The 12,119-nt window shown below is 68.1% G+C and carries 13 protein-coding genes and 1 riboswitch; of the genes, 9 read left to right on the forward strand and 4 right to left on the reverse strand.

The window, feature by feature from the left end; all coding sequences use genetic code 11:
* A complete protein-coding gene (gene clpS, locus AC07NB_RS13640) occupies positions 1–333 on the reverse strand; it encodes an ATP-dependent Clp protease adapter ClpS (RefSeq protein WP_291840144.1) in 333 nt (110 codons plus the stop codon).
* Positions 334–645: 312 nt separating this feature from the next.
* On the reverse strand, positions 646–924 hold the full coding sequence (locus AC07NB_RS13645; RefSeq protein ID WP_494572586.1) for a hypothetical protein: 279 nt from the start codon (positions 922–924) through the stop codon (positions 646–648).
* 166 nt (positions 925–1,090) lie between these two features.
* Between AC07NB_RS13645 and AC07NB_RS13650 the strand changes: the two genes are divergently transcribed.
* On the forward strand, positions 1,091–1,588 hold the full coding sequence (locus AC07NB_RS13650; RefSeq protein ID WP_494571945.1) for a nuclear transport factor 2 family protein: 498 nt from the start codon (positions 1,091–1,093) through the stop codon (positions 1,586–1,588).
* Between the two features lie 81 nt (positions 1,589–1,669).
* Positions 1,670–2,281 (forward strand): GyrI-like domain-containing protein, encoded by a 612-nt coding sequence (locus tag AC07NB_RS13655; RefSeq protein WP_494571946.1) that lies wholly within the window; start codon positions 1,670–1,672, stop codon positions 2,279–2,281.
* A gap of 81 nt (positions 2,282–2,362) precedes the next feature.
* Here AC07NB_RS13655 and AC07NB_RS13660 read toward each other — a convergent pair whose 3' ends face one another.
* Entirely contained in the window at positions 2,363–2,854 is a 492-nt protein-coding gene (locus AC07NB_RS13660) for a phasin family protein (RefSeq protein WP_291840132.1), read from the reverse strand.
* A 316-nt stretch (positions 2,855–3,170) separates the two neighbouring features.
* Between AC07NB_RS13660 and AC07NB_RS13665 the strand changes: the two genes are divergently transcribed.
* From AC07NB_RS13665 to rplI, 5 genes are all read left to right on the forward strand, one after another.
* Complete coding sequence (locus AC07NB_RS13665) at positions 3,171–4,559, forward strand: serine hydrolase (protein ID WP_494571947.1); 1,389 nt, start codon at positions 3,171–3,173, stop codon at positions 4,557–4,559.
* Positions 4,560–4,642: 83 nt separating this feature from the next.
* A complete protein-coding gene (locus AC07NB_RS13670) occupies positions 4,643–5,623 on the forward strand; it encodes a sensor domain-containing diguanylate cyclase (protein ID WP_492312843.1) in 981 nt (326 codons plus the stop codon).
* A gap of 179 nt (positions 5,624–5,802) precedes the next feature.
* Positions 5,803–6,195, forward strand: coding sequence for a 30S ribosomal protein S6 (gene rpsF, locus AC07NB_RS13675; RefSeq protein WP_492312842.1), 393 nt, complete (start codon positions 5,803–5,805; stop codon positions 6,193–6,195).
* 12 nt (positions 6,196–6,207) lie between these two features.
* The gene (gene rpsR / locus AC07NB_RS13680) at positions 6,208–6,483 is read left to right on the forward strand and encodes a 30S ribosomal protein S18 (protein WP_492312841.1); all 276 of its coding nucleotides are present in this window, start codon (positions 6,208–6,210) and stop codon (positions 6,481–6,483) included.
* A gap of 1 nt (position 6,484) precedes the next feature.
* Positions 6,485–7,069: a 50S ribosomal protein L9 gene (rplI, locus tag AC07NB_RS13685; RefSeq protein WP_492312840.1), complete on the forward strand. Its 585-nt coding sequence runs from the start codon at positions 6,485–6,487 to the stop codon at positions 7,067–7,069.
* Positions 7,070–7,207: 138 nt separating this feature from the next.
* On the opposite strand, the gene AC07NB_RS13690 is transcribed toward rplI, so the two are convergent.
* The gene (locus tag AC07NB_RS13690) at positions 7,208–8,641 is read right to left on the reverse strand and encodes a hypothetical protein (RefSeq protein ID WP_494571948.1); all 1,434 of its coding nucleotides are present in this window, start codon (positions 8,639–8,641) and stop codon (positions 7,208–7,210) included.
* A gap of 25 nt (positions 8,642–8,666) precedes the next feature.
* A riboswitch (SAM riboswitch) is annotated at positions 8,667–8,777 on the forward strand.
* A gap of 293 nt (positions 8,778–9,070) precedes the next feature.
* Here AC07NB_RS13690 and AC07NB_RS13695 point away from each other — a divergent pair.
* Both AC07NB_RS13695 and AC07NB_RS13700 read left to right on the forward strand, forming a co-directional pair.
* Positions 9,071–11,548: a TonB-dependent receptor plug domain-containing protein gene (locus tag AC07NB_RS13695; protein ID WP_494571949.1), complete on the forward strand. Its 2,478-nt coding sequence runs from the start codon at positions 9,071–9,073 to the stop codon at positions 11,546–11,548.
* Positions 11,549–11,641: 93 nt separating this feature from the next.
* Positions 11,642–12,016, forward strand: coding sequence for a hypothetical protein (locus tag AC07NB_RS13700; RefSeq protein WP_494571950.1), 375 nt, complete (start codon positions 11,642–11,644; stop codon positions 12,014–12,016).
* Positions 12,017–12,119: the final 103 nt, after the last annotated feature.

The following is a 12,119-nucleotide window of genomic DNA, read 5'->3' on the forward strand; positions in this document are numbered from 1 at the left end:
TCAGTCCTTTTCCATCGTGCATTGAAGCGGGTGCTGGTGGCGGCGGGCGGTCTCGATCACCTGGGCGACCTTGGTTTCGGCCACCTCATAGGTGAAGACACCGCAGACCCCGACGCCATGCTGGTGCACATGCAGCATGATGCGGGTCGCGTCCTCGCGGCTCTTCTGGAAGAACCGCTCCAGCACGTAGATAACGAACTCCATCGGCGTGTAGTCGTCGTTCAGGATCAGCACCCGATAGAGCGAGGGCTTCTGAAGTTTCGGCCTTGTTTCGGTGATCGTCGCGGAGCCGGAGCCCTCGCCCTGATCGCCGATCTTGCGTGACGGCGGCATTCGTTGTCCGGTTTTGGGGGAGTCGGAAGGACAGATAGGAAGTGTCCGCCGCTTTTGTAGATGCGGCAAGTCACAGCTTACGTGAGAGAGGCGCCGAACCGCTCACCTCTCCATTCGCGAAGGCGGATGGGGAGGACGGGTCGGCGCGTCAGCGGCGACTTGGTGGGGGCGACTCAGTCGGGGCGACGGCGGCCACTCCCCTACCCCCCTGCGCCGCCCCCTCCTGATCGCCGGCGCGATCTGTCCTGCCCATCGCCTTGAAGGGGCGATGGGCAGGTGAGCGGTGCGCCAATTTCAGCCTTCGGAGCCGCTTCATCGTCGCCTTCGCCCCTCGCGGAAGGTCCGGCGGCGGTCGGGATCGGGCGCGGCGGTCGGGACGACCGGCTCCGAAACTTTTTCCGGCGGTCCAGAAAAAATCGAGTGCGAAGAGTGCGGATCGTCGCGCAACCGTCCGGCCTTCAGGCGGGCGGCAAAACGCAGGGCGCGCAGGGCTTTGGTGACGACGCGGCCCCAGTCGCGGGCGGCGCGGGGGCGGCCCTGACGACGGGCTGCCGCCGCCTGGACCACGGCGAAGCGATGGATCGCCGGCATGTCCGCAGAGCCGTCATCGAGGAGAAACGCGCCGATCATGCCCGACAGGATGACACGGCCATGCGTCAGGATCGGACGTAGGGGCGAATGACCGAAGATTCACGGGACCTTGCGGCCCGTGCGCGCGATGCTCCCCCTCGGCCGGATGCGCCGTCGCGGAGGTTCCATGTCCCCACTCATCGCCCTGGCCATCGCGGCCCTGCTGCAGACGCCGCCGCCGGTGGAGATCCCGCAGGGCCCAGCCCTGACCGAGGCCGTGACGGCCAGCGACGCGGCCTTCTTCGAACTGTTCTTCGAGGGCTGCGATCCGGACCGGCTGGCGGCCATGGTGACCGACGATTTCGAGTTCTTCGACGACCGCGGCGGGCTGATGGTCACGACCGGCGCGGCCTTCGTGGACCAGTACCGCACCCGATGCGAGGCCCGGCGCGCGCCCGGCGGCTGGAGGACCCGCCGCGAGGTCGTACCGGGCACGCTGCATATCTACCGGATGAACGCCTACGGCGCCGTCGAGACGGGCGAGCACCTGTTCTACGAGGCCCAGGGCGACAACCCCGAGGTGCTCGCCGGACGCGCCAAATTCAGCCAGATCTGGAAGCTGGAGGACGGCCGCTGGAAACTGGCCCGGGTGTTCAGCTACGACCACGGCCCAGCGTCGGAATAGGCGCGCGCCGCCTGCCCTGCTGACGTGAACGGGGCCGCGCCCGTGGGATAGTTTCGGCGAACCCGAACGCAGGAGCGGCGAATGGACAAACTCGACCTGAAGAAGGCCCGGAAGGACCTGTTCAGCGCCCCGCTCAATCGTTTCACGCTCATCGAGGCGCCTCCGGTCGCCTATCTCATGGTGGACGGCCACGGCGATCCGAATGCGGCGCCGGAGTACAGGCGCGCGGTCGAGAGCCTGTACGCGACGGCCTATGCGGCCAAGTTCATGTGCAAGGCCGAGGGGCGCGACTTCGTCGTGCCGCCGCTCGAGGGTCTCTGGTCCGCGCCGAGCCCCGAAAGCTTCACGGCGCGGCGCAAGCATGAGTGGAACTGGACGATGATGATCATGGTCCCCGACGACCTCGATCAGTCGATGTTTCAGCAGGCCGCCGCCCGCAGCAGGCACAAGGGGATCGAGCTTGCCGCCACGCTGCGGCTCGAGACGCTGTGCGAGGGCCTCTGCCTCCAGGCCCTGCATGTCGGGAGCTACGATGATGAAGGCGCGCTGCTGGCCAGGCTGCACGACGAGATCATGCCCCAAGGCGGCTACGAGTTCGCCGGACGGCATCACGAGGTCTATCTCAGCGACCCGCGAAAGACCCCGGCGGCGAAGCTCAGGACGCTGCTGCGTCAGCCGGTGCGAAAGGCTTGAGGGTCGGCTCGAACGGACGCGAAAAAGGCCCCGGCGTTTCCACCGGGGCCTTCCGTACGCTTACTTAAAAAGCAGAGCGCCTTAGCGGGCGGCCTGGAACTTTTCGACCGAGGCGGTGACGCGCTCGTTGATCGGCTTGAAGCTGTCCTTGACCGAGGCGGTCAGCACGTCCGTCGCCTTGGTGACTTCAGCCAGGTAGGCTTCGGTCGCCGTCTTGGCCCAGGCGGTCTGCAGCTCGAGCAGTTCCTGGATCGAACGGGCGGCGGTCAGCGACTGGGCGGCGGCGACGCCGTCTTCCCAGGACTTCTTGCCGTAGGCCAGCGAGGCGGCCGACAGGGTCTCGGCGCCCTTCTGGGCGGCGGTGGCCGAGGCGACGATGGCTTCGAGGTTCTTCTTGCCTTCGGCGTTCAGCTCGGCGAGGCCCGCGGCCGACTTGTCGGCGGCTTCGCGGAAGGCCTTGGCGCCGGCGGCCTGGATCTTCTCGGCTTGAGCCGTCGCGGTCTGGGCCGAAGCCTTGACGTTGGCGGTGGCGGTTTCAACGGTCTTCTTCACGGTTTCGGCGCTGTCGGCCATGGAAGTCTCTCCTGAACCTTGGGCGGCGGGGGCCGCTGATTATTTTTCTCGCGTCGGGGGAGCCGTCGCGACGAGGCTCATATGGTGCAAGTGCGAAGAAGGGTCAAGGGAGATTGTGCACTGCACAAAACTTTCATGAACCGGCGTTCCCGCTACGGTTCACAAAGTTGTTGACGGCCTGTTTACCCTCATGAAACCCCCCGCGCCCATGTTAGCCTCATGTCAGCGTCACGCCGGGGGGCCGTCGTCGCGCTACACTAGTGAGGCTTGCCGCTTGCCGTTGACTGCATTGCTCCGCCGGGGATGGCTCTCGCTGATGCTGGTCGTCGCGATCGCGATGACGCCCGCCGCCACGCCCCTCGTCGCCCAATCCGCCGACAATGCGCGCTACGCCGCCATCGTGGTGGACGCCCAGTCGGGCGAGGTGCTGTTCGCGCGCCATGCCGACAGCCGCCGCTACCCGGCCTCCATCACCAAGGTGATGACCCTGTATCTGACGTTCGAGGCGCTGGCCGAGGGCCGGGTCAAGCCGGACGACGTCCTGACCGTTTCGCCCCACGCCGCCAGCCAGCCGCCGTCCAAGCTGGGCCTCGCCGCCGGCCAGACCATCACCCTGGACGACGCCATGAAGGCCACGGCGGTGCGCAGCGCCAACGACATGGCCGTGGCCATCGCCGAGCATATCGGCGGCTCGGAAGCCCGCTTCACCGCCCAGATGACCCTGAAGGCGCAGGAGCTGGGCATGACCCAGACGCGCTATGTCAACGCCAACGGCCTGCCGGACGCGCGCCAGCTGACCTCGGCCCGCGACCTGGCCATCCTGGCCCGCGCCATCATGCGCGACTATCCGCAGTACTATCGGTATTTCGGCCTGCACGACTGGGCCTATAACGGGCGCGACTACCGCAACACCAACGGCCTGCTCCATTCCGGCAACGGCTATGACGGCATGAAGACCGGCTACACCAACGCCTCGGGCTACAACCTGGCGGCCTCGTCGGTGCGCGACGGCCGCCGGCTGATCACCGTCGTCCTGGGCGGCCGCTCGACGGCCAGCCGCAACGCCCACGTCGCGGCCCTGATGGACACCGGCTTCGAGGTCGAGCGCGCCCGCTCGAACGGCCAGGTCATCCAGGTGGCCCAGACCTTCTTCGAACAGCGCGGCTTCGGCGTCGGGCCCGAGGCCACGGGCCCGGTCCAGTACGCCTCGGTCGGCGCCTCGGAGGACGGCGAGGACAGCGGGGTCGCCTACACCGCCCTGGCCGCCGCGCCGCCGCAGCCGACCCGCGTCACCCCCGCCCCGTCCGAGCGCACGCCGGAACGCGCGCCCGCGCCCATTCAGCGCGCCGAGGCCCGTCCGGCCGATGTGACCACCATCCTGAACGGCGGCGTGCCCGTCGCCTCCCCGCCCGCGCGCACCCCGCCCCGCGCCCCGGCCCGCCCGGCGCGCGAACCGGCCCGCGAGCCCGCCGGCCGCTGGGCCGTGCAGGTCGGCGCCTTCCGTGACGAGGCCGTGGCCCGCGACTGGCTGACCGAGGTCAACCGCCGCTTCCGCGCCCAGTTCACCAGCGCCGAACGCACGGTGCAGAACGCCTCGGGCTGGTACCGGTCGCGCTTCACCGGCATGACCGAAACGGGCGCCCAGGCCGCCTGCGCCGCCCTGGCCGAACGCCGGGTCACCTGCATGGTCGTCCGCCCGGACTAAAGGGCCCCGGCGTTTACCATCCGTGTAAGGCGCGGATTAAGCCGCCGGCGCGATCCTTCTCCCGAGGGGGAGTTGGAGGCGTGATGTTTCCGTCCTGGGTTCCCCATGGACTGTTCCGGTTGTTCCGCCGGTCCGACGCGGCCCACAACGACCTGCGCAGCCTCGTCGAGAACAGCCGCGACGTCCTGTGCCGACTCGGCCCCGACCTGCGCATCCGCTACTGCTCTCCGTCCTGCGAAACCGTGCTGGGCTGGACCCCCAAGGCGCTGATCGGCCAGCTGCCCTCGACCTTCGTGATGACGGAGGACCGCGCCGTCATCGCCGACGCCGTCGTCAGGGTGGAGCGCGGCGAGGAGCCGGAGCCGACCACGGTCCGCGTGCTGCGCCCCGACGGCGACATGGTCTGGGTCGAGACCACCACCCGCACCCTGCGCGGCGCCGACGGCCGGCCCACCGAATTCATCCTGGTCATGCGCGACGTCACCGAGCGCCAGGCCCTTCGCCTGCGGCTGGAGCAGGAGGCGGTGACCGATCCGCTCACCGGACTGGCCAACCGCCGGGCCTTCGACAGCGCGGTCGAGCGCGAATGGGCGCGGGCGGTCCGCGACGAGTCCGAGATGTCGCTGATCCTGCTGGACGTCGACTGCTTCAAGGCCTTCAACGACCGCTACGGCCATGCCGCGGGCGACGACGCCCTGCGCCGGGTCGCCGCCGCCATGCAGGGCGTGGTCCGCCGCCCGGGCGACCTAGCCGTGCGCTACGGCGGCGAGGAGATGGCGGTCATCCTGCCCCGCACCCCGGCCGCGGGCGCGGCCCGCGTCGCCCGCACCCTGCGCGAGGCCATCGAGGCGCTGGGCGTGCCGCATGCGGACAGCGCGTTCGGCGTCCTGACCGCCAGCGTCGGGGCGGCCACGGCCGAGGCGGCGGTGGGGCGGACCATCTCCATGCCCGAGGGCCTGCTGATCGGCGCCGACGGCGCGCTGTACAGGGCCAAGGCCAACGGGCGGAACCGGGTCGAGACGGTGGTCCTGCTGGCCCCCAAGGGCGATCGCCGGGCCGCGTGAGCCGCACCGCCTTGCCGCACCGCCGCTTTTCCCCTATACGCCCCGCCTTTCCAGGACCTCGGTCCCGGTGCGGAATTCCAAAGGGTTCGGGAAGTCATCCCGGCCGCCGCCTCGGGAACCATCGTGGAACGGACTTACCCGGTCCGCTCGCGCCGATGTCCACAAGGGAGACTAACCGCATGGCTCTTTACGAGCACACGGTCATGACGCGCCAGGATATCTCGGCGCAGCAGGCCGAAGCGCTGAACGACACCATCAAGGCTCTGATCGAGGAAAACGGCGGTTCCGTCGCCAAGATCGAGTACTGGGGTCTGCGCAACCTGACCTACCGCGTGAAGAAGAACCGCAAGGCTCACTACTCGCTGCTCGCCGTCGACGCCCCTCCGGCCGCCATGGCCGAAGTCGAGCGTCAGCTGTCGATCAACGAAGACGTGCTGCGCTGGCTGACCGTCCGCGTCGAGGAACTCGACCTGGAACTGTCGCCGCTGCTGGCCCGTCGTGAACGTGAGCGTGAACGCGAACGTGAGCGTGGTCCCCGCGACGACGCCCCCGCCGCCGAAGCGACCTTCTAAGGAGTTCGGAACATGACCGACACCACCGCCCCCTCCCCGGGCGCGCCGGCCGGCTCCGGCCCGGCCCGTCGCCCGTTCTTCCGCCGCCGCAAGGTGTGCCCGTTCTCCGGCCCGAACGCGCCGAAGATCGACTACAAGGACGTCAAGCTGCTGCAACGCTACATCAGCGAACGCGGCAAGATCGTCCCGTCGCGCATTACGGCCGTTTCCCAGAAGAAGCAACGCGAGCTGGCCAAGGCCATCAAGCGCGCGCGCTACCTGGCCCTCCTGCCCTACGTGGTGAAGTAAGATGAAGGTCGTTCTGCTGGAACGCGTCGATAACCTCGGCGCCATCGGCGACGTCGTCACTGTCAAGGACGGCTTCGCCCGCAACTTCCTTCTGCCGCGCGACAAGGCCCGCCGGGCCACCGCCGCGAACCTGAAGGCGTTCGAACTCGACCGCGCCGCCATCGAGGCCCGCAACGAGAAGAACAAGACCGACGCACAGAAGGTCGCCGACAAGATCGACGGCCAGACCTACGTCATGATCCGTCAGGCCGGCGAAACCGGTCAGTTGTACGGATCGGTCGCCGGTCGCGACGTCGTCGAAGCCGTTCAGGCTGAAGGCGGCAAGATCGAGCGCTCGCAAGTCGTGCTGAACGTTCCGATCAAGACGCTGGGCGTCCACGAAGTGCTGGTTCGCCTGCACGCCGAGGTCCAGGCCACCGTCAAGATCAACATCGCCCGTTCGGCCGACGAAGCCGAGCGTCAAGCCAAGGGCGAGGACGTGATCAAGTCGGCCTACGACGAAGACCGTGAAGCCGCAGCCGAACAGGCCGCGGACATGGTCGCCGGCGGCGCCGGCCAACAGGACGGTCTCGGCTCCGAAGCCTGAGTTCAGTCCTGATACTGAAAAGACACGGCGGCGCAGGAGCGATCCTGCGCCGCCGAACTTTTTTCGGGCGGGAGACGACGCGGGCGCAGTTGCAGGCCAGGGCGCGCTTCCCCCGTTCCGGACGATCCCTCTGCGGGGTCAGCGCGACCGGGGCTCTTCCCGCATCATCGCCGTGTAGAGCTTCAATGCGGCCCTGTCGCCGCGCTTCGCCCCCTGGAAGAGGATCTTGTAGGCCGCCGTCATGGCCGCGGTCAGGCCGCCCGTCGCGATGGCGGTCAAGGGCGCCGGATCCACCAGGGCTGACGAGGCGCCGCTCAGAACGAACGCCAGCGAGGGGTCTGTGAGGTTGGACAGGAAGGAAGACTTCCGGACCCTTTCCCGAAGCCCCGCGGCGCTCGCGCGCAACTCCTCCCGCACGATCGTCTGGGCCGCCGCGTCCGAGAGAACCTGGTCGCGACCCGCCAGCCGGACCGCACGAAGCGCGCGCGAAAGATCATCGCGCCAGATCGCGAAGGCCTCTTCTTCAGCGTGTATGCGCGCCAGGTCCTGATCGTCGATGCGCGAGACATCCATCAGGTAGTCGTTGAACAGGGTTCCAACCCACTGATGGGTCACGTCGAGCGTCTTCGCGCTTTGCCGGAACTTCAGAGCCAGATAGTCGACCATGGCGGGGTGGGTGCAGACCAGCTCCGTCCCGGCTTCCCCGGCGATGCAGAGGTCGATGTTCACGTTGTTGATCGGGAAATAGTACCGGAAGTCCTCGACGGCGTTCTCGTTCATATCGAGAAGCCCGATACCGAGGGGTCTCTTGGCGAATGGATCATACCTTTGGACGGTGTCTATGAGGTCCTGATCGTACCAATCTTTCCCTGTCTGAGTGTCTTCGAATCCATCCTGATGCGGATAGTAGGCGAAGGCGAAGGCATCGCCGTCAAACGCGTAACCGGCGGATAATTCCAGAGCCTTCGAATAGGGAATTACATTGATCAGATCAGCGTCGAACAAGGGTTGCATGCCCAAAAGCTGGCGCAGCTCCCAGTCCAGGCCGGAATAGTTGTGCTCATCTTCCCGATGTTGGTTCGGATCGTAGGTCCGGATCGTGACGTCCACTGTCTTGTGGTACAGCAGCAGCCTTCTGATGAAGGTCGGATCCAGCTTGTCGTAGTCCGCGTAGGACTGATATTCGCCGGAGAAGGTGCGCGACGCTTCGAGAAAGCCGGCGCCCGGTTCGCCGCCACGGGGCGCCCAGGCGCGATCGACCTCCAGCAGTTCATAACCCAGCTCGCGACGCTGCTCTTTCGGCAAGGCCTCGAGCGCCGCGATCATCGCCTCGGGACGATCCTCGCGAAGGAAGTTCCGGTAGGCGATGAGGCGATCCATGGCGATGAGCCCCGGGCGGGTGAGAGCGCCGAGGGTCGCCAAGTCTCCGGACAAACGCAACTCTCGGTGGTCGCGGCCGGCGTCAGAAAAACCCGGAAACAGAGGAAGCGCGGCCTCGAGTGCCAAAAAGACACGGCGGCGTAGGGGAAACTCTGTGTCGCCGAACTTTTTTCCGGCCGCCGCTTGACGCATTTATGACGCATCGCAATATCGCAACTGCTCATCGAGACCGGCTGAGGGATAGGCCCTTTGACGTCGGGGCAACCTGCGGACCTCCGTAAGGTGCCAACTCCTTCGGGACCCCTCCCCGGGTCACGGCAGATGAGAGCCCGGCCACAGCCGGACTCCCTCCATCTGTCACCGCAGGCGTTCCCGACAGAGCAGGAGACGATCATGCGCGCCTTCCAGGCTCACCTCCCGACCGTCCACGCCCCCGGCCTCGTTGCGCCGCGCGACCTCATGCGCTGCGCGGGTCCGATGCGATGTCGCCGTTCGCTGTAATCGGCTGACCACCCGGTTTCACACCGGATCTGAACACCCAGAACGCAAGCCCGGCCCCCCGGCGATCGCTGCGCGCGACGCCGACCGGAGACCTGCGCCTCATCGAGAAGAGAGCCTCCCATGACCCCCTCCCCCCGTTTCCGCCTGACCCTGTTCGCCGCCGCCTCGGCCACCGCCCTGCTGGCGGGCGCCGCCCAAGCCCAGACTGCTTCCCAGACCGCTCCCCAGAGTTCACCGCCGCAGACCGAAGCCACCCAGATCGACGATGTCGTCGTCACCGGCACCCGGGTGGTCGGCCGCTCGCGCCTGGACACCGTCGCGCCGGTGGACGTCGTCACCGCCGAGACCCTGCAGCAGCGCGGCTCGACCGAGCTGGCGACCCAGCTGTCGGCCAGCGTCCCGGCGCTGAACTTCCCCCGCCCGTCCGCCACGGACGGCACCGACTCCATCCGGCCCGCCACCCTGCGGGGCCAGGGGCCGGACCAGACCCTGGTGCTGGTCAACGGCGTCCGGCGGCACGCCACCGCCCTGGTCAACACCAACGGCTCGGTGGGCCGGGGTTCGGCCGCCGTCGACCTGAACGCCATCCCCAGTTCCGCCATCGAGCGGATCGAGGTGCTGCGCGACGGCGCCGCGGCCCAGTATGGATCCGACGCCATCGCCGGGGTCCTGAACCTGCGTCTGCGGGAAGCCTCCAGCGGCGGCGGCGCGACCGTCACCTACGGAAGCTATCTGACCGACTACAGCGGCTACTACGGCCGGAACGACGACATCTCGGACGGCGAGAGCCTGACCGTTTCGGGCTGGCAAGGGTTCGGGCTGGGCTCGGACGGCTTCATCACCGCCTCGATCGAGTATCGCGACCGCGAACGCACCAACCGCAGCGACATCGACCCGCGCTACGCCCCGGCCCGCGTTCGCGGCGGCCAGGGCGATCCGGAGTCCGAGGACCTGGCCATCTATCTGAACGCCGGCAAGCCGCTGGCGGCGGGCTGGGAGGCCTACGGCTGGGCGGGCTACCAGACGCGCGACGCCTCGGCCGCCGCCTTCTACCGCACGCCCGACGACAACGCCCAGAACCCCGCCTATCCGGGGCCGGGCCGGATCTATCCGGACGGCTACCTGCCCTACATCCTGACCGACAGCACCGACTGGACCGCCGCCGCCGGCGTGCGCGGCCAGGCCGGCGGCTTCGACGTGGACATCAACGTGGGCTACGGCCGCAACGAGATCGAGTTCGGGGTCGAGAACACCCTGAACCCGTCGCTGGGGCCGACCTCGCCCACGAGCTTCGACGCGGGCTCCCTGACCTATGACCAGCTGGTGCTCGGCATCGACGCCGCGCGCCAGTACGAGGTGGGGCTATACGGCCCGCTGAACGTCGCCTTCGGCCTGGAGGCGCGTCAGGAAAGCTATCAGATCGGCGCGGGCGAGCCGGGCTCCTACCAGCGTGGGACCTTCCTCAACGTCGGCGGCACGGACCTGAGCTGGGGCTCGCGCGGCTTCACCGGCTTCACCCCCGCCAATGAGGTGGACGAGGACCGGCACAACGTCGGCGTCTACATCGACCTGGAAGGCGAGGTGTTCGAGAACTTCACCGTCTCGGCGGCCGCCCGTTACGAGGACTATTCCGACTTCGGCGACAACGTCTCGGGCAAGCTGGCGGCGCGCTACGACTTCACGCCCAGCTTCGCCGTCCGCGGCGCGGTCTCGACCGGCTTCCGGGCGCCCAGCCTGCAGCAGCAGTACTTCACCCAGACGGCCATCCTCTACATCTCCAACGTCCCGTACGAGACCGGCACCTTCCCATCGGTGAGCCCGGTGGGACTGGCGCTGGGCGGCACGCCGCTGGAGGCCGAGACCTCGACCAACTATTCGCTGGGCGTCGTCTACCGGAAGGGCGCGTTCGAACTGACGGCCGACGCCTACCGCATCGACGTGGATGACCGCATCGTCCTGTCGGAGACCCTGACCGGCAGCGCCACGGCGGCGGTCGGCACCAACGCCCGGGCCATCTTCGACCTGCTGCAGCCCTACGGCGCCTCCGCCGCCCGCTTCTTCATCAACGGGGTGAACACCGAGACGACCGGCCTGGACGTGGTCGCGCGCTACCGGATCGACGAGGGCTTCGGCCGGCTGGACTTCACGCTGGCGGCCAACGTCAACGACTTCAAGGTGACCAAGACCCCGACCACGGCCTCGGGCATCCTGCCCACGCCCGTCTCCCTGTTCGCGCGCCAGGCCACCCTGCGGTTCGAGGAAGGCACGCCGCCGTGGAAGGTCGTGGCCCAGACCGACTGGAGCAAGGACAAGTTCGGCGGGACGATCCGCGTCACCGGCTTCGGCGACGTGCTGGCCCCCGGCGCGACGGCGGCGACCGACCTGCAGCTGGGCGAATCCCTCGTCGTCGATCTGGAGGCCCGTTACAGCCTGACCGACCGGGTCACCCTGGCCGTCGGCGCCGACAACGCCTTCGATGAGTACGCCGAACAAATCCTGCCGGCGAACAACACCTCGGGGGCCTTCCCCTTCTCCAACTTCTCGCCGTTCGGCTTCAACGGGCGCTTCGTCTACGCCCGCGTCGCCCTGAACTGGTGACGGCGGCGGCGCGGACGGTTCGCCGTCCGCGCCATCGACCGTTGTTTGGCCGCAAATTCCACGGCAAGCTAGACCGTTCGGAGGGAGCGGTTCATGCGGGCATTCGTCGTCGCGGCCTTGGCCGCCTGTCTGGTCGTCGGTTCGGCCTCGGCCCAGGCCGCCATGACGCTGGACTCCTTCGTCACCCGCGCCAATCGCATCCCGCTGAATGCAACGGCCGCGCTGCACCCCGACGCCTACCGGCTGAGGAGCGAGGGCGAGCGGGCGCTTCGCGCGGTGTTGAACGAGATCGTGTCCGCCCGGGCCGACAGCCGCACGCCGCCCGCCTGTCCGCCCTCGCGGATCAACGTCGACGTCAGTGAGGTGCTCGCCTATCTGAACGGCATCCCCCAGGCTCGCCGTCAGCGCATGAGCGTCACGGACGGCGTCCGGTCCTGGATGGGGTCGCGCTATCCCTGCCCGGGCTAGAGCGAAATCGGTTGAGTTGGACGCCGTCCAACTCGGCTCAGATTTCGCTCCAGCATAATTCTGGAGCCGGATTCACGGCGTCGGTGAAATCGCGAAGCGATTC

The sequence above is a fragment of the Brevundimonas sp. GW821-FHT09G01 genome (genome assembly GCF_059416065.1).

What these genes read in the sequence shown, in the direction of transcription:
- clpS (WP_291840144.1), bottom strand. Translation starts at nt 333, where the DNA reads ATGCCGCCGTCACGCAAGATCGGCGATCAGGGCGAGGGCTCCGGCTCC.
- AC07NB_RS13645 (WP_494572586.1), bottom strand. Translation starts at nt 924, where the DNA reads ATGCCGGCGATCCATCGCTTCGCCGTGGTCCAGGCGGCGGCAGCCCGT.
- AC07NB_RS13650 (WP_494571945.1), top strand. Translation starts at nt 1,091, where the DNA reads ATGTCCCCACTCATCGCCCTGGCCATCGCGGCCCTGCTGCAGACGCCG.
- AC07NB_RS13655 (WP_494571946.1), top strand. Translation starts at nt 1,670, where the DNA reads ATGGACAAACTCGACCTGAAGAAGGCCCGGAAGGACCTGTTCAGCGCC.
- AC07NB_RS13660 (WP_291840132.1), bottom strand. Translation starts at nt 2,854, where the DNA reads ATGGCCGACAGCGCCGAAACCGTGAAGAAGACCGTTGAAACCGCCACC.
- AC07NB_RS13665 (WP_494571947.1), top strand. Translation starts at nt 3,171, where the DNA reads ATGCTGGTCGTCGCGATCGCGATGACGCCCGCCGCCACGCCCCTCGTC.
- AC07NB_RS13670 (WP_492312843.1), top strand. Translation starts at nt 4,643, where the DNA reads ATGTTTCCGTCCTGGGTTCCCCATGGACTGTTCCGGTTGTTCCGCCGG.
- rpsF (WP_492312842.1), top strand. Translation starts at nt 5,803, where the DNA reads ATGGCTCTTTACGAGCACACGGTCATGACGCGCCAGGATATCTCGGCG.
- rpsR (WP_492312841.1), top strand. Translation starts at nt 6,208, where the DNA reads ATGACCGACACCACCGCCCCCTCCCCGGGCGCGCCGGCCGGCTCCGGC.
- rplI (WP_492312840.1), top strand. Translation starts at nt 6,485, where the DNA reads ATGAAGGTCGTTCTGCTGGAACGCGTCGATAACCTCGGCGCCATCGGC.
- AC07NB_RS13690 (WP_494571948.1), bottom strand. Translation starts at nt 8,641, where the DNA reads ATGCGTCAAGCGGCGGCCGGAAAAAAGTTCGGCGACACAGAGTTTCCC.
- AC07NB_RS13695 (WP_494571949.1), top strand. Translation starts at nt 9,071, where the DNA reads ATGACCCCCTCCCCCCGTTTCCGCCTGACCCTGTTCGCCGCCGCCTCG.
- AC07NB_RS13700 (WP_494571950.1), top strand. Translation starts at nt 11,642, where the DNA reads ATGCGGGCATTCGTCGTCGCGGCCTTGGCCGCCTGTCTGGTCGTCGGT.